Origin of the sequence: Trichococcus pasteurii (assembly GCF_900112935.1) — a bacterium.
GTDB lineage: Bacteria > Bacillota > Bacilli > Lactobacillales > Aerococcaceae > Trichococcus > Trichococcus pasteurii.
The window spans coordinates 1-16,290 of record NZ_FONM01000008.1; the positions used below are offsets into that span (position 1 = coordinate 1).

General features: G+C 41.0%; 13 protein-coding genes and 1 pseudogene. All 14 read left to right on the forward strand.

All coding sequences use genetic code 11. From position 1 onward, the window contains the following. A pseudogene (locus tag BM184_RS08025) lies at positions 1–316 on the forward strand (IS1634 family transposase); the annotation flags it as partial. Positions 317–461: 145 nt separating this feature from the next. Beyond that, positions 462–1,691 (forward strand): sigma-70 family RNA polymerase sigma factor, encoded by a 1,230-nt coding sequence (locus BM184_RS08030; protein ID WP_177208597.1) that lies wholly within the window; start codon positions 462–464, stop codon positions 1,689–1,691. Continuing rightward, entirely contained in the window at positions 1,688–4,984 is a 3,297-nt protein-coding gene (locus BM184_RS08035) for a helicase-related protein (protein WP_086943252.1), read from the forward strand. The genes BM184_RS08030 and BM184_RS08035 overlap by 4 nt, the downstream gene beginning before the upstream one ends. A gap of 50 nt (positions 4,985–5,034) precedes the next feature. Beyond that, a complete protein-coding gene (locus BM184_RS08040) occupies positions 5,035–6,156 on the forward strand; it encodes a PD-(D/E)XK nuclease family protein (protein ID WP_177208598.1) in 1,122 nt (373 codons plus the stop codon). Between the two features lie 222 nt (positions 6,157–6,378). After that, complete coding sequence (locus tag BM184_RS08045) at positions 6,379–7,305, forward strand: TIR domain-containing protein (RefSeq protein WP_086943254.1); 927 nt, start codon at positions 6,379–6,381, stop codon at positions 7,303–7,305. 193 nt (positions 7,306–7,498) lie between these two features. Continuing rightward, positions 7,499–8,047 carry a hypothetical protein gene (locus BM184_RS08050; protein WP_086943255.1) on the forward strand — a complete coding sequence of 183 codons (549 nt, stop codon included), beginning with the start codon at positions 7,499–7,501 and terminating at the stop codon, positions 8,045–8,047. A 432-nt stretch (positions 8,048–8,479) separates the two neighbouring features. Then, positions 8,480–8,890, forward strand: coding sequence for an IS200/IS605 family transposase (gene tnpA, locus BM184_RS08055; RefSeq protein WP_086943256.1), 411 nt, complete (start codon positions 8,480–8,482; stop codon positions 8,888–8,890). 34 nt (positions 8,891–8,924) lie between these two features. Further along, positions 8,925–10,439, forward strand: coding sequence for a hypothetical protein (locus BM184_RS08060; RefSeq protein ID WP_086943257.1), 1,515 nt, complete (start codon positions 8,925–8,927; stop codon positions 10,437–10,439). Positions 10,440–10,823: 384 nt separating this feature from the next. Continuing rightward, positions 10,824–11,654 (forward strand): sugar ABC transporter substrate-binding protein, encoded by an 831-nt coding sequence (locus tag BM184_RS08065; RefSeq protein WP_245830731.1) that lies wholly within the window; start codon positions 10,824–10,826, stop codon positions 11,652–11,654. After that, positions 11,654–12,952, forward strand: coding sequence for a sensor histidine kinase (locus tag BM184_RS08070; protein WP_086943259.1), 1,299 nt, complete (start codon positions 11,654–11,656; stop codon positions 12,950–12,952). The genes BM184_RS08065 and BM184_RS08070 overlap by 1 nt, the downstream gene beginning before the upstream one ends. Beyond that, entirely contained in the window at positions 12,945–13,625 is a 681-nt protein-coding gene (locus BM184_RS08075; protein ID WP_086943260.1) for a response regulator transcription factor, read from the forward strand. The genes BM184_RS08070 and BM184_RS08075 overlap by 8 nt, the downstream gene beginning before the upstream one ends. After that, a complete protein-coding gene (locus BM184_RS08080; protein WP_310793417.1) occupies positions 13,612–14,910 on the forward strand; it encodes an ABC transporter substrate-binding protein in 1,299 nt (432 codons plus the stop codon). Before BM184_RS08075 ends, BM184_RS08080 begins: the two co-directional genes overlap by 14 nt. 428 nt (positions 14,911–15,338) lie before the next feature. Continuing rightward, on the forward strand, positions 15,339–15,764 hold the full coding sequence (locus tag BM184_RS08085; protein WP_086943261.1) for a PTS sugar transporter subunit IIA: 426 nt from the start codon (positions 15,339–15,341) through the stop codon (positions 15,762–15,764). A 14-nt stretch (positions 15,765–15,778) separates the two neighbouring features. Then, on the forward strand, positions 15,779–16,273 hold the full coding sequence (locus BM184_RS08090; RefSeq protein ID WP_086629849.1) for a PTS system mannose/fructose/N-acetylgalactosamine-transporter subunit IIB: 495 nt from the start codon (positions 15,779–15,781) through the stop codon (positions 16,271–16,273). The last annotated feature ends 17 nt before the right edge of the window (positions 16,274–16,290 follow it).

Here is a 16,290-nt window from a genome sequence, read left to right on the forward strand (position 1 = left end):
CAGCAAGGATGTTGTTGAAAAAGCCTTCGGCAATTTAAAAGAGCGCCTCAACTTCAGAAGAATGCAAGTTTCATCCGAATTGTCCCTGAATGGGAAGCTTTTTGTGGAATTCATCGCCTTAATCTACTTATCCTACGTGAAAAAGAAGATGCAGGATGCCGAGCTATTTAACCAATGGACCCTTCAAGGTGTACTGGACGAACTGGACATGATTGAATTATTTGAGGCCCCCGGGCACGGTCGCGTGTTGGGAGAGGTTACGACGAAGCAGAAGGAATTATACGAGGCGTTAGGCGTTGCCCTTCCCTCGTTATAAATTCCGGGAATTCAGGTTATAAGTGGATATTTATTGATATAATCAAATTAGCATTATTTTGACTTCTTTTTATTATTTGGAAAATTGAGTATTACTCTAATATTTTTCAAGTTTTGATTAAATTAATTGAATGAAGGTGATAGGAATGGATAGTCAACTAGCTGAGCAACTAACCATCATTTTCCCAGACAAAGTGATACCTGATAACATTCAACAATTTTACAGAAAAATTGAAGACCACCATATTTTAGATGATATATCGGCATATTCCGTTCTGTATCAGGATAAGGAAAAATTAAAAAAACTGCTAAATTTACATGGATTTTCCTGCAATTGGCCAACAAAAGCCATAAACCATATGGGCCATAAACAGGGAGTGGGTACTTCTCCTGATCAAGAAAATGCAAACGTTATCAAGTTGGGTGCGGATAACCAAAGTAAGACCCTTACGGATACTCCGGCTTGGGATGATGATTTTGATCTTGATGATTTTTTGGAGTCCGAAGAGTTTTCCACGAGCATGCAACAAAATGCTGATTTAAGTGACTTTAGGTTTAATAAAGAAATGATACGTGACTATCAACAGGATAACCAAGAGGCTTTGAAGGAAGCAATCGTAGAAAATAATCAACGTTTGGTATGGAAAATTGTGAAGATGTACAGGCGCCACAATACTTCGATCAGCTTAACGGAGGAAGACCTGATGATATCAGGGAATATAGGCCTTCTAAAAGCTATTGAGAGATTTGATCCCGACATGGGTTTTGAATTTTCCACATATGCGACGAACTGGATACGACAAAGCATATCAAGAGATATCATGGATTTTGGATATATGATTCGACTCCCTGTACACTTAGGAGAAAAGTTGAATAAACTGAATCGTGTCGAGAGTGAGTTTCAAATCAAATATCCAAACTATTCAATTGAGGAGATTTGCTCTGCTTTGGAGATTGATAAAGAGGAGTACTTGAAACTCAAGACGTACGAATATCAATACCGAAATATGTCCAGTATTGATAAAGCCATAGGTCCAGATGGGGATACTGCGCTAATAGACTTACTCCAGAATAATCATGCTGTCTCATCGGATGATTCAGAAAATGAATTACTGAAAGCACCTGAGGAACTGACGGTCAGCAAAGCGGTAGCGCAAGAAATCAATAGCTTGTTGATTGATACTTTGACCGAGAGAGAATGCAGTGTTGTAAAAATGAGGCTTGGACTGGATGGCGAGGAAGAACATACTCTGGAGAAAATTGGAGAAAAATTTGGCGTGACCAGGGAACGCATTCGACAGATTGAATCAAAGGCTCTGGAGAAAATAAGAAATCATATGAACTTTTTATTAGCTACGAAGGGGGATTACTTGTGATTCAAATACTAACAGACCAGACACTACTAAACTATTCAACTGATCAAAAAACCTCAGATAGGAAAACAATCTATGTCTTGAAAGGATTCGACATCTCGCAGATTGAGTCTTTAAGTAATAAGCTGTTTCAGTTTCCTGTCTATGAGAACCTAGAAATATTACTTAAAAATAAAGCGAAAATGACAGTGGACATAGTGCTTAAAGCAACTGCAGCGGAATCAGAATATTATTGGTGTACCTACGAAGAATTTATGACAGCACAAGATACCCTCTATGATTTTTTTGAATGTGAATGCATTGAGAATAATCTGTACAACAAATTATACCCCTATCAAAACACGTTGACTGATATATTCGCGGTTTATGAAGAAATTTACCATAATGATGATGAGGAAATCTCTGCATCTCAGGAAGAGAAACTAAATGCTGTTTCGATTTACTATGGGAAAATCTACTACAATGCCTCGAATGAAAAGTATTACGTAACCTATGAAGCCCCAAAAATAGACTTCAATAAAATCATTCCATTCATCGACAAAAGCAATTTGAAAGTCGTTCCTATAATAAATGATTATTCGAGCGAGGAGGAGCTATATTCATTTGAGTTAGGCGATAGCGAAGATGAATTTCTTCATTTTACCGAAAAAATGGAAAATGGAAATATAGTTAAGAAAGTCAGGATATTTTTTGCTGATGAAAGAGGGAGCTTGCCCAACAACTATGATGAGCGGATCGCAATCATACAGTACCTTGCTGGGGAGGAATACCAGATATTTCTGGCTACGAAACAATTAAACTCACGAACAATCGAGCGCGAAAATGAATACAAAGAAATTTTGAAGGCCTATTGGGGTTATGACTCTTTTAAAGATTTAAAGATGTACAAGGACATTGAGACATTGGGGAAAGAAACGATTGAAGTGTCTCAAGCTCAGATTATTGATGATATCATTGAGCAATCGGAAAATTCTATCCAAGGTCAAAGTTTTCGAGACGTATATGTTACTTCTTCCACTGGATCCGGAAAATCTGTCATGTTTCAAATACCAGCGCTGTATTTAGCCAACAAGTTTAAAGATGACGGTTTTTTAACAATCGTAATCTCGCCTTTGATTGGCTTGATGGATGATCAAGTAAAAAGTATGGAGCTGCGCAATATAAGTAATGCTAAAACGATCCATTCAAACTTATCCCAAATGGAAAAAGAAGATATTATTTCGGGAGTACAAGCCGGTACGGTAGACATCCTGTATATATCAACGGAGACTTTGCAAAGTCGCTCGGACATCGGGATGCTGATTGGACAACGAAGAGTCGGCTTGTTGGTTGTGGATGAGGCCCATATTGTAACGACTTGGGGGAAATCATTCCGTGCGGATTACTGGTATATGGGTTCTTACTTGGCAAAAATGAGGAAGAAGCAAACTTTCCCCATCGTGACTTTTACTGCGACTGCAATATACGGCGGTAAAGAAGACATGTACTTAGAAACAAGAGACAGCTTGAACATGGTCAATCCAATCGCTTATTTCGGTTATGTAAAACGCGATGATATCCTCATGTGTGTGCAGTCATCACAAAAAGAGTTTACAAAATATTCCCGAGAATACATCAAAACAAAATTTGAAATAATGGGCAAACGTTTAACGAGCTTTGATCGCAAAAAGGAAAAAACGCTTGTCTATTTTCCTACCGTCAGAACTTTGAACATGTTCAACAGTCATTTAAAGCAGAATTATTCTTCGGTTGCGGAAAAGACAGCGCTTTATTATGGTAGCCTAGATAAACATGAGAAAAAAGAGAGCCTAAAGGAATTTAAAGACGGTGACGCTAAAGTGATGTTGGCGACTAAAGCATTCGGGATGGGAATAGACATACCCGACATCCACAATGTGTATCATTATGCACCTACAGGAAATGTCATAGATTACATTCAAGAAATTGGTAGAGCTGCGAGAAGTTTGCCTGAAGGTTATGCTTGGTTCGATTTTTTGCCGCAAGATTTCACAGAAGTAAAGAGATTGCATGGTATGTCTACTATAAAGAAACAGCAATTGATTGAGGTAATGAGAAAGATCGTTTCTCTTTATGAGCAAAAGAAAAACAGAAATATCGTGGTCAGTGCCGATGATTTCAAATACATATTCAATCAGAATGAATTAGAGGATTCGGATATCGACAATAAGCTGAAAATAACCTTATTGATGATCGAGAAAGATTTTGAATCCACGAAAAAATTGAGCTATTCACCATTTGTTGCCAGGCCTAGAGCCATGTATGGGAATGAGCTTGTTTTTCTCTCAAAAAAAGGAAAAAAATTATTGGAGTCATCAAAACTGAAAAAGTATTTTACGGAAGAAAAGCAACTTGATACTGACTATTATGATTCGATTTGTCAGATGAACTTCAAACAATTATGGGAAGACAGATATCCATCCATGTCTTTTCCACAATTCAAATATAAGATGTACACAGAAGTGGATGAACTAAAGGATCAAAAGATTCTCAAAGAAATCAGTCCTGCCATGGGCGTAGAAATCAATTATTTAAAGAATGATGTCCAAACCGTCATTGCGAGTATAAACCTCGTGCTGGCTGCCCTGGAAGAATTTCTACGAGGGAAAGTCTATTCCAAAACGTATTTCAATGAAAAAATGATCAGTGAATTTTTACAAACTAAGCTGGGTATTCAAAACAGATTTGAAGCACTAGGTTTGAGTAGTGTACTTCTGAATTCACTTATACAGGTCAGCAAGATAAAGAATGCCGGGTACATAAAGGCTCGTGATGAGCGCGGTGACCTATATAATGTAACTCCGCATTATATGACCTACTTTGACCAAATGAAAAGAACAATCAATGATTTATTCTATGGGGAAAAATTTGCTGATAAGTATGATGACAAGCTCGTTTTTTATGCCCAACGGAGCAGCAAAAACGAGAAGCTAGAGTTGGAACAGGTATTGTTGGGTGTCGCTGAAGCAGCGGGAGCATTGTCATATGAAATCATAAGTGGAAATTCCCCGCAAATCTATATCCGCATAAACAGCATATATCAATTAGAAAAAGTTATTAAGGCCCCTCAAAAATACAACAACCTGATTCTGAAAAGCGTTCATGAACGGCACAATATCAGTGTTGAACTGTTGTCCTATCTTTTTAAAATGGAGAAGGAAGGCGCAACCAAAGACGAAAAGCTTCGAAATTATACAGAAAAATTCTGGGATGTCATCGAGGATTACTTCTTAGGGAAGTTACCTGATTCTGTTCAGGCCAAGTTGTATAGGAATTAATATCAAAACATCTGGAGAACATGACCATAAACCAAAAAGGAGCCCATCCCATGAATGATACTATTTTCGATTTTCTGAGATCTTATGTGCCCAGTGACAAAAGAGACCCCAAAGAGGATTACCTGACGCAATTGTTTGCATGGTTGCTGATAAAAGTTAAAGGTTTAGACCTGAAGTATTGTGAGTACCTATTGAAAAAAATACCGAACAGCACATTTACTGTAACTGATTCTGACACCATCACTGTAGAGACGCAAAGAACGCTGGATAATGGGAAACGGATTGATTTGCTGATTAAAGTAAATGAAAATGGGTTCATTTGTGAGCATAAAATCTACAGTATGCTATCACCAAATCAAATTATGAATTACAGTAGCATGGCGCCTAGCATAGGAAAGGGGCAATTCCATACGGTGCTGATTACTTTAGGCACTTATCAATGGACACAGCCGGCGGACGTACGTATTTTGTGGAGCAGCTTATATCGGGATTTCCTGCAGATGGAAATAAAAAATTATGTAGATGATTCAGTTGATTATTTTATGTTGGACCAAACACTAAACTTTATGCAGAACAATAGTCTCGGGACATATGGAGAAATCACTCCGGGGGCGATAGCGGGGTATTGGGAAACGTTTGGGCTTAAAAATGTTGTCAATAATCTTGTTGAAAATCTAAGAGTCCGGGAATGGGATTCAAAGTGCAAAAATTTACAACATTGCAACACGCAAGGTTTTACTGAACCAATCTTCCGCAAGGAGCGATGGGGCAGAGTAGGACTTGAAATGTACAGCAATTGGAGTCCGGGAATCTTTGCGGGTATCCTGTGGGATTATTCGAATCATGGGATAGAACCTTTAAACGAAAAGAACGGTGGTCCTGATGTTGTTATCCTAGTGGATCTTCCTGAAGTAGGCTACGCCCAAGTTACCAGTACTCAAGCATGCACGGATTATTTTCAGAAACTGAACCAAAACCATGGTGATTTCGATCTGATTCATTTCCCTGAGCCAAAAGATCACTGGAGATTAATAGTTCTTAGAAAATCATTGGGTGATGTATTGCAAGGAAAGCAAGGTCAAAAAGAACAGGAAAATGCATTGTACGAAACATTTTGTGATGGAATCAAACTACTGACAAAGGACGGAGATTTGGGGAGATTGAATTGGTAAACGCCAAATAATATTTCATCAGCACGGAGTATCTGAGGGAAGTCCGAATCAAGTAGCAGTTCAATTCCCCCCCCATGATTACTATCAATTCACTACTGGTGAATTATCTTATTGTCAATTTCGCAGCTATCTTTTTTGCCGTCTATTTGGGTTGTTTAATGAATTTGAAAATTTGGTGTTAATATTTTGAAATCAAAATTGTGCTATGTGGAGGATCAAAAGATGAGAAACATCTTTATATCATACAGTTGGGATAATGAATCTCATAAAAGTTGGGTAAAAGAATTTGCAGACTTTCTTTCATCTAAAGGTTTTGAAGTTGCTTTAGATCAGGATGATCTTGTCCTAGGAGATGAGCTACCTGAGTATATGGAGGTTCAAATTAGAAGTGCAGATTACATCTTAGTAGTATGTACTCCAGAATATAAAAGGCGAGCTGACGAAAGAATCGGTGGAGCAGGCTACGAGAGTAGTTTGATTGCAGGAGAGCTCTACGCAAAGCAGCAAAAAAGAAAATTTATCCCAGTATTAAGGAAAGGGACATGGGAATCAGCGCAACCGTCCTTCTTGATTGGAAAAATGGGTGTGGAGTTCTGTTCTGGTAAATTTGAGGGGATATCGATGGATAATCTTCTTGCTACGTTAAATCAAGGTGAAAACACAACACCAGCATGGAAAAAAAGATATAGTCAAAGTTCAGTATCCGCTAAAAAGCAAGAGTCTGATAGTATCAATGAGTATGTAGATATAAAAATTACAGGAATACTTATTGATCAAGTCACATTACCTAAAATGGATGGCACTCAAGGCAGCGCTCTTTATAAAGTTCCATTTGGATTAAGCGCAAGACCAAGTGGAACTTGGGAAAAACTATTTATTCAAAATTGGAATTATCCATCCCGTTTTACAACCATGCACCGTCCGCGAATTGCCAGTGTGGTTGGGAAAACTGTGGTATTGAACGGGACTACCATTGAAGAAGTTGAAAAATATCATAAAGCTACACTTATACTTGCGGTGAATGCGGCGAATATTCAGGAACGTAGGATGTTAGAGGAACAAATGAATCGACAAGAATTGGAAAGAAAAAGAGAACAAGAGCACCGAAATCACATTTCCGATATTGCTTCCAAAATAACATTTGATTAATGTAATATCGGGATGCATGCATCAATCTGACAAGAAATTTAAAAACGTTCAGAATATATAAAAAATAAGTGTATCGGAACCTGAAAGTCCTAGGCGCAGGGCTTTCAGGTTCCGATACACTTATTGGATTGGTATGTAAGCGCATAATTTTTGGCGGGGTGTATGATTATTAGTATTTGAAAGGAGCCAGACAATGTCAGACAGCATAATTCGTGTAGGCAGAAGAGGCAGCAATTTTATCGACGCTAATCTCTTGGTATTTCCGACTAAGAAATATCCAAAAACCAAAAAGCGTGCTGGGAAAAAAGCAGCTGTACCGAAAGGAAAGAAAGCCAAACCAATCATAGTAAGTAAAGTAAACAAAGAAAAGCAAACGCTTTGCTTGATTAAGTATAGTCAAATGATTGCGGATGACCTAGAAAATCAAGGGAAGTATAAGCGGATGTTCTATGCATTTTATCCAGACTATCCTAAAGAAAACTTTAAAAAATTTGTGAATATGTATTATGCAGTCGTTAAAAATAAAAAATTCAAGTACGTGGCTCAATCTCAAGAAATCCGGCATTTACTCTCATATTTCACCAAGGAAGCCGAGCACGAATTATTGATACGATTCATTAATAAATTGTATCACTTTGAAAGTGAGCATCCCGATTCGGTCACGCCACGTGTGAAAAAACGCTGCAACCAACTGTTGGTAAGTAAAAATCATACAGAGCTTTTTGGCATCACCATGGGCTAGATAGATCGATTTCTTTTTTGTGCGCACTCTCCGCTCCTGGACTTATGTAGTGAAGTTTGACGGCATGGAAATCCTGAAACCGATTAGCTTTGATTTGAAGCGAATGGTGAAGGCCAAGAGCGACTGAATTCTCTGGGACGATTTCGCTATTATTCCCTAGGCATAGCCACTTCTCTACAGCAAAATTCGATAGACCCAGTAAGCCCCTAGTTCCCGACATCAGATCGGTGACTAAGGGCTTGCTGTTTTTATTTTGGGGGCATAGCTACACGTGCCTCATATGTATTTCGAGAATGATTCGGTCAACCTTTTCAGAAAGCGCCCGCATAAATTAATTACCGAAAGAGCGTCGTAAAGCCCCTTGCTTTAGCTTTGGGGATATAAGACGTGCACTTGGTTGTATTATATATATGATTGATGTATAATGTGTGTATGGAAAATAAAATATACAAATCAAATAATGACGTCATTTATTCTTGTACCTACCATGTTGTCTGGTGTCCAAAATATCGGCGAAAGGTCCTTGTCGGACCAGTAGCGGCACGCTTAAAGGAGCTCATTGTAGAAACGTGCACCGCTCTATCCGTCGAAATTCAGGAAATGGAGATCATGCCAGACCACGTTCATCTTATATTGGATATAGACCCACAATTCGGGGTTCACAAAGCAGTCAAACGCATCAAGGGAGTATCTTCCCGCGTGCTGAGACAGGAGTTTAAGGAACTGACGACGAAGCTACCCACTCTTTGGTCGAACAGCTATTTCGTTTCCACGGTGGGTGGGGCACCGCATGAAATGATTCAGCAATACATCCAAAGCCAAAAGACCTCACAACGCCAGTAAATACAAAGTAATCATCAAGAAGGGAGGAACACGTATGGCTAAAAGCAAAACAGCTTCATTTGTCGTAGAGCTGCGACTGGTCACGTATCAAAATGAACAAGCAGTGCTGGATAAGCGTTTCAAAATCGCTGAAAAACTGTATAATAAAGTCTTATACCATGCGCGGACGCAGCTGACAGAATTGTATAAGAACCGTCGATACCAAGACGTGCTGGCAGAACGCCGCTTGGCTATCAAAGCAAAGGACAAGAAACATGAGAGCGCGTGCAACAAGGAGTTGCAAGCTATCCAAAAGACCTTCGGGATGACGGAATACGCTTTGCATGCTTACATCGGACGGCTGCGCGAGGCGTATAAGAAGCATATCGACAGCTTCACAGCACAGAAAATCGCTTCTACGGTCTGGACAAGTGTGTCCTCCCTTCTGTATGGCAAAGGCAAAAAGGTACGCTTCAAAAAGTTCGGACAGCTGGAATCGTTGGAAGGCAAGTCGAACGCTACGGGCATACGCTTCAAAGGCGACCGTTTGGAGTGGAACGGGCTGGTTCTGCCCGTCACTATCCGTGCCAACGATTTATTTGTTCAGGAATCCCTTTCCTTGCACCGGGTGAAATACTGCCGTATCGTACGCAAGGCGTTCAAGGGCGGCAATCAGTACTTCCTGCAACTGGTGTTGGAAGGTATCCCGCCAGTGAAACGCAACAATAATACAGGGATGCCTCGCCGAAAACCCGCTCCGAATGCGGAAGTGGGCATCGACATCGGCACCTCTACGGTGGCGGTGGCAGGTGATGACGGCGTCATCTTGAAGGAATTATTTCCAGAAGGAGCGTCCTATGACCGCGCGATTCGTCTGTTGCAACGAAAACTGGACCGGAGTTGCCGTACAACAAACCCCGCCAACTTTAATGTCGACGGCACCGTCAAGCAGGGGGTCAAGTTGACCTGGGTACGGAGCAGGAACTACATGAAAATAATGTTTCGCTTGAAGGACCTCTACCGCCGTCGGGCGGTGGACTTAAAGGAAGCTCACAACAAAACCGCCAATGCCATCCTGGCACTGGGTAATCAGGTTTATGTGGAGGCCATGGATTTCCGCGCATTGATGAAGCGGGCCAAAGAGACCACAGTCAATAAAGGCGGGCGATTCAATCGTAAGGGGCGCTACGGCAAGTCCATCGGCTATCATGCGCCGGCTATGTTGGTCGGCATCGTGAAGCAAAAAGCACCCCAAGAAGGGGGTGCGCTGTACGAGGTGGATACCTTTAAATTCCGTGCCAGCCAGTATAACCACGCAAATGATACGTATATCAAAAAGACACGTGACGAACGTACGACCTTTGTTGGTGGGCAGCTTGTCCAACGGGATCTGTACAGTGCATTCCTCCTGAAAAATAGCCAACCGACACGCAATGAAACTGACCGCAAAAAATGTAGCACGACGTTCGCCACCTTCATGGCGCACCACGACACCTGCATCCAGACACTCTGCCAATCAACCGGACGCCAGTCCCGCAATTTCGGACTGCGAGACTTTCAATTTGCTTAACAAATGGATATAGCAACCAAAAGGTTCAGCTGCGAGCCTTCAACGTTAATGGTGCCACTGGGCGCCTTGTTGAGAAAGTCTACGGGCTATTGGGAATAGAACGGAAATAGAAAAACGACATCCCCATTTTTGTGGAAATGCCGCCAGTACGGTCCGTGACGTCCCAACCGCCCTTGGAACCCCCTGGATTTATCCATGGGGAGCAGTCAGATATGTGACAAAAGTATATAGACTGTGAGGTAGGAGAGTGATGATAGGGTGCGAAATGTAAGCAAAATGATGGTTATAATTGTCTCTGTTTGTGTCATCGCGGTTTCATCCATCTATTATAATTATAAATTCGTCAGATACGACAGTGAAAAAATTGTTTTTGGAGCCACTTATATGACCATGAACAACAGCTTTTACAAGGCCATAACAGATGAAATAGAAAAACAAATCAATGATCGTGGGGATATCTTATACACCCGTGATCCAGCTTTGGATGTCGATAAACAAAACGAACAAATCAATGACTTGATCGAGATGGGGATTGATGTATTGATCATCAACCCGGTTGATTATTCGAAAGTGAATGATTCTTTGAAAAAAGCCAAAGAAAAAGGTATCAAGATTATTGTCATTGATGCGCAGCTGGATGACGATACGATTGCGGATACGACGGTTTTGTCCAATAATTATGATGCTGGCGTGCAATGTGCCAAGGATATGATGCGCAATCTGTCTTCGGCAAAGATTGTGCTTTTAAAACACAGTGCTGCTTTATCGTCTGTTGACCGGATCAACGGTTTTCTGGATACGATCAAAGATAATCCTAATTATACGGTTGTTGCAAGTGAAGAGTGTTTGGGCCAAACGGAAGTCGCGATGCCCGTAATGATGGAAATCATTGATAAAAAAATCGATTTCGATGTTGTGATGGCTTTAAATGACCCCAGTGCATTGGGCGCTTTGGCTGCAATAAAAGATAAACAAATCAATCATGAAGTACTGGTTTATGGCGTGGATGGTTCCCCGGATATGAAAAAACTATTGATTGACAGTGATGAAGTCCAGGGAACTGCAGCACAATCGCCTACTACGATGGGGGCTAAAGCGATTGAAGCAGCTTATAAAATTGTTAATGATGAAAAATATGAGAAGTCGATTGTTGTGCCGGTTACCTTAATAACCAAGAACAACATCAGCGAATATGATATTTCGGGGTGGCAATAATGATCAATTTAGAGACGAAGCATATAGCTTATATTCATAATTCCTTATTGCTACTGAATTTTATCATCGTATTGTTTAATGCCTCCATCTTTTTGCTTTCGACAAAATACTTGCAGGCCCACGGATATGCCTCTGCGTTTTTGGAAAACCTGTCTTATGTCCCTCCGGCTCCGGAAAAGACTTTTTTTGGGGCGATCCTGTTGTTCTTGGTATTACTGGCGAGCATGTACTTCCGCACGAAAGACAGTTATATCGTTTATTGGCTGATTTATCTGGAAATTATCGTAATGATAACGTTGATAATCGTTTTGAACGGCAGTTACAATGGTATCGTGTTATTGGTGTTCGCTGATATTTTGTACAACACAAAGAAAATTAAATATTGGCCGGCATTGCTGATCATCAGCTTTGGCCTGCTGATCATCTCTGATTATGCCATTCTTTCGCTCATTGTCAGAATGCCATCGATTGAAACCTATATCAATTTTTATCCCAGCGGAGCCAGAACGTTGATCTTGTTCTTCAGAAATATCCTTGCCTCGCTGAATATCGTAGGCTTCATTTCTTTTCTGGCAACTTCTTTATTTGTCCAACAAAAAGAAAAACAACGTGTCGGAGAACAATTGGCGATGGTCTCACGCGTAAATGTCGAATTGAAGAATTATGCCAATCTGACTGAAAAAATCGGTGAAGATAACGAACGGAAAAGAATCTCCCGAGAAATACACGATACGCTGGGCCATGCTCTAACCGGAATATCTGCGGGTGTGGATGCCTGCATTGCCATCATTGATATTGACCCGGAAAAAACGAAACAGCAATTGCTGCTGGTCAGTGATGTTGTCAGGATGGGCATTAAAGATGTGCGGCGTTCCTTATATAAATTGCGCCCGGGCGTTTTGGAAGACAGCACGCTAAAAGATGGGTTGACCAAAATGATTGCCGAATATGAAGGCGTGTCCAATCTGAAAATAGATTTATATTACAAATGGGATAATGTTGATATTGAAAATACGAAAGAGGACATTATTTTCAGGATGATCCAAGAATCCATCACCAATGCTTTGCGGCATGGGCACGCCACAGAGATTGAAATCAATATGTTCGTCTACGATGATGAATATGTCATCATCATCCAAGATAATGGTACGGGCTGTGAAAGCATTAAATGTGGTTATGGGTTAAAGCAGATGTGTGAACGCGTATCGATTTTAAACGGTACGATCAGATTTTCTGGCGAGAACGGTTTTAGAACTGCCATAGAAATACCGATCGAAAGGGGAATAAATTATGATTAAAGTAATGATTGCCGATGATCAAGAGTTGATAAGACAGTCCCTGGAAATTGTCCTGTCAACGAAACCCGATCTTGAAGTTGTAGCCACTGTTGCGGATGGTTTTGAGGTGTTGGAAAGCATCAAGAAATGCAAACCGGATGTCATTCTGATGGACATCCGGATGCCCAAAATGGATGGCGTCTACTGCACGAAGATGGTGAAGGAACAATATCCTGAAATTAAAATCATTATCCTGACTACTTTCGATGACAATGAATTTGTGTTCAGTGCTTTAAAATACGGCGCCAGCGGGTATTTGTTGAAAGGCGTCAGCATGGACGGCTTGCACCAAGCCATTCTGACCGTCATCAATGGGGGCGCGATGATCAACCCGGATATCGCCACTAAAGTGTTCAAAAAATTCTCGCAAATGGCAACCAGCAGTTATGCGATCCAAGTGGATGACAAAAATGCTGCGGATATCTCCAACCGTGAGATGAAAGTCATCCAACAAGTGGGATTCGGCCTTTCCAACAAAGAAATATCGCAAAAACTGTTCCTGTCGGAGGGGACGGTCCGGAATTACCTCAGCACCATCTTGTCCAAATTGGATTTAAGGGATCGGACACAACTGGCTATTTGGGCAGTCCAAACGGGTCAAACGACAAAAGATTTCGGTAATGAACATGACTAAAATGAAAAAGCTATTCTTCGCTTTGATAGGCTGCGTTCTGTTGATGATCTATCTGTTTGTCAGATCTCAGAGGGAAATCACGATTACGCTAGGGATGTTCACCGGCAGCAATTGGGATGTCTACAATGCGGAAAGTTATAAAGTGATTGATGATGCCATCGAAAAATTTGAAAAGGAACATCCTAATGTAACGATAGAATATAAGAGCGGCATCTTGAAACAAGATTACTCAGCCTGGTTGGCATCCAATATCGCCAGCGGGGAGCAACCGGATGTTTTTATGGTATTGGCTGAAGATTTTAATAAGCTGTCTTCTTTAGGGGCATTAATGCCGTTGGATGATTTGATCAAAGCTAACAACGTAAGTACCGATATCTTCTATGAGAGTGCGCTCAGTTCGGGCAGTTACCAAAATACGCAATATGCCTTGCCCTATGAGATCAATCCGACCATGATGTGCGTCAATCGCGATCTGTTGGAAAAGGAAGGCATTGCTATACCTGAGGGAAATTGGACGATCGAAGAATTTTATCAGATATGTGCACAAGTAACCAAGGATACTGATGGTGATGGCACGATTGATCAATACGGCTCCTATGGTTTCAAATGGCAAGATGCGGTCAATGGTTATGGCATCAGTCTATTTGATGAGGCGGGTGCATCAAGCAATCTGAATCAAAGCAATGTAAGGGAAGCTTTATCCTATATTCAAAAACTGAAGGATCTGAATAAGGGCTATCAAGTATCGTCAGAGGACTTCGATAAAGGCAATGTCGCTTTTTGCCCGTTGACGTTTGCCCAATACCGGACCTATCAACCCTATCCTTATCGCGTCAGTAAATATTCTACTTTCAAATGGAGTTGCTTGGCGATGCCGGGGACAACCGCTAATCAAAAGACTTCCCAAATAGCCACCTCTTTGATAGCCATAAATTCCAAAACGACACAGCAACAATTAGCCTTTGAATTTCTTGAAACCTTGACGATTGACCAAGAAATTCAACAGGAACTATTTGAAAATTCTCAAGGGGCTTCCGCTTTGAAGAGTGTGATGGCCAGCGACAGCACCAAAGCGCTGCTGGATCAGGATGCCATGAGCAATTATTCCTTAAAACAAGATGTGCTGGATGATATCATCGAAAATGCGGTGATTGAACCGAAATTCAAAAAGTACAACAATGTCATTGAAAGATGCGATTATCTGATCACGAATGCTTTGAATGAAAATAAAATTGATGATGAGTTGGTCGACATCGAAAAAGAAATCGATAATCTTTTAAAATAATCGGAATGACAAATGTCACACGGAGGATGAGGTTTGTTAAGTCCGAGGAATCCGCGGTATACTGCACCACGAATAGAAGTTGTATCAAAGCCAGAACAGGATTTTCTGGCTTTGATACAGCTTTTTTTGTATTTATGTGCAGAGATAGCCCGCCAAAATCCCTTTGGCGGGGCAAAATGTCCAAGGGCAACGCGAGATAGCCCGCCAAAACCCTGATGGCGGGGAAAAACGTCCGCGGACAATACGAGATAGCCCTCCAAACCCAATTTGGCGGGGAAACGCACCGCCAAACCGCAGTCCGGTAGTGAACATTTTTAATTATTTCGTGTCAAATGTCACATGAATGTGTTGACACGCGACACGATGCAAGCGCTTCGATGGGTGGTATTCTTTAGAGGTTAATTCATATACGAGTAGGAGGAAATAATTTGAAATATGTGGTTCTGGTAAGCCACGGTGATTTTGCGACGGGCTTAAAGACATCGTTGGATATGCTGGCTGGAAAACGGGATGATGTGATCGCAGTTGGATTGCCTGACGGGAAAACAGCGGATGAGTTTGCTTTGATGTTCAAGGAAGGCATTCAAGCTGTGACTGCGGATGATGAAATCATCTTGCTTGCTGATATTGTAGGCGGCTCACCTTTGACAACTTCATTGAATGTTTTAGCGGATGCAGGCAAACTTGCCAATACAATCACTATCGGCGGCATGAACTTGCCACTGGCTTTAACTTCCGTTTTGATGAAAGACAGCTTGGATAAAGAAACTTTTACTGCTACGGTCGTATCCGAAGCGAAAGAAGCTTTGCAAGAATTCAAATTAGAACAACCAGAAGAAGACGACGAAATTTAGAGGAGGAAAGAGAAATGACAGTATCATTTATTCGGATTGATGATCGCATGATTCACGGGCAAACATGTACGCGTTGGGCAAAAGAGTTCCCTTGTGACGGGTTGGTAGCTGTGAATGATAAGGCGGCTCAGAGCGACGTTCTAAAAGCGGCCTATAAGAGTGCCAGCGGTTTAAAAACGTTCATTTGGACCAATGAGGAATGGCAACAAAAAAATCAAAAAGTATTGGACAGCAAAGATCGATATTTCCTGATCACCAAAGATCCTTTGGACATGAAAAAGATTTTGGTGGATCAAAAATTCAAACCCGGAATCGATACTGTGATCGTAGGTCCGTGCAATGACCGTGAAGGTGCTACGAAATTGGGAAATAACCAATCGATCACACAAGCAGAAGCAGAGGCCTTTGAAGCAATGTATCAAGCTGGTTATAAAATTAAATTTGCCTTACTGCCTGATGTTTCAATCGGAACATGGGAAAACTTCAGAAGCAAATTTGGTTTTAAATAAAAAAACAAAAGGGGAGA

Excerpts from the sequence above, each read along its gene's own strand:
- tnpA (WP_086943256.1), top strand. The coding sequence starts at position 8,480 with ATGGAAAATAAAATATACAAATCAAATAATGACGTCATTTATTCTTGT.
- BM184_RS08040 (WP_177208598.1), top strand. The coding sequence starts at position 5,035 with ATGAATGATACTATTTTCGATTTTCTGAGATCTTATGTGCCCAGTGAC.
- BM184_RS08060 (WP_086943257.1), top strand. The coding sequence starts at position 8,925 with ATGGCTAAAAGCAAAACAGCTTCATTTGTCGTAGAGCTGCGACTGGTC.
- BM184_RS08075 (WP_086943260.1), top strand. The coding sequence starts at position 12,945 with ATGATTAAAGTAATGATTGCCGATGATCAAGAGTTGATAAGACAGTCC.
- BM184_RS08065 (WP_245830731.1), top strand. The coding sequence starts at position 10,824 with ATGACCATGAACAACAGCTTTTACAAGGCCATAACAGATGAAATAGAA.
- BM184_RS08045 (WP_086943254.1), top strand. The coding sequence starts at position 6,379 with ATGAGAAACATCTTTATATCATACAGTTGGGATAATGAATCTCATAAA.
- BM184_RS08050 (WP_086943255.1), top strand. The coding sequence starts at position 7,499 with ATGTCAGACAGCATAATTCGTGTAGGCAGAAGAGGCAGCAATTTTATC.
- BM184_RS08030 (WP_177208597.1), top strand. The coding sequence starts at position 462 with ATGGATAGTCAACTAGCTGAGCAACTAACCATCATTTTCCCAGACAAA.
- BM184_RS08080 (WP_310793417.1), top strand. The coding sequence starts at position 13,612 with ATGAACATGACTAAAATGAAAAAGCTATTCTTCGCTTTGATAGGCTGC.
- BM184_RS08070 (WP_086943259.1), top strand. The coding sequence starts at position 11,654 with ATGATCAATTTAGAGACGAAGCATATAGCTTATATTCATAATTCCTTA.
- BM184_RS08090 (WP_086629849.1), top strand. The coding sequence starts at position 15,779 with ATGACAGTATCATTTATTCGGATTGATGATCGCATGATTCACGGGCAA.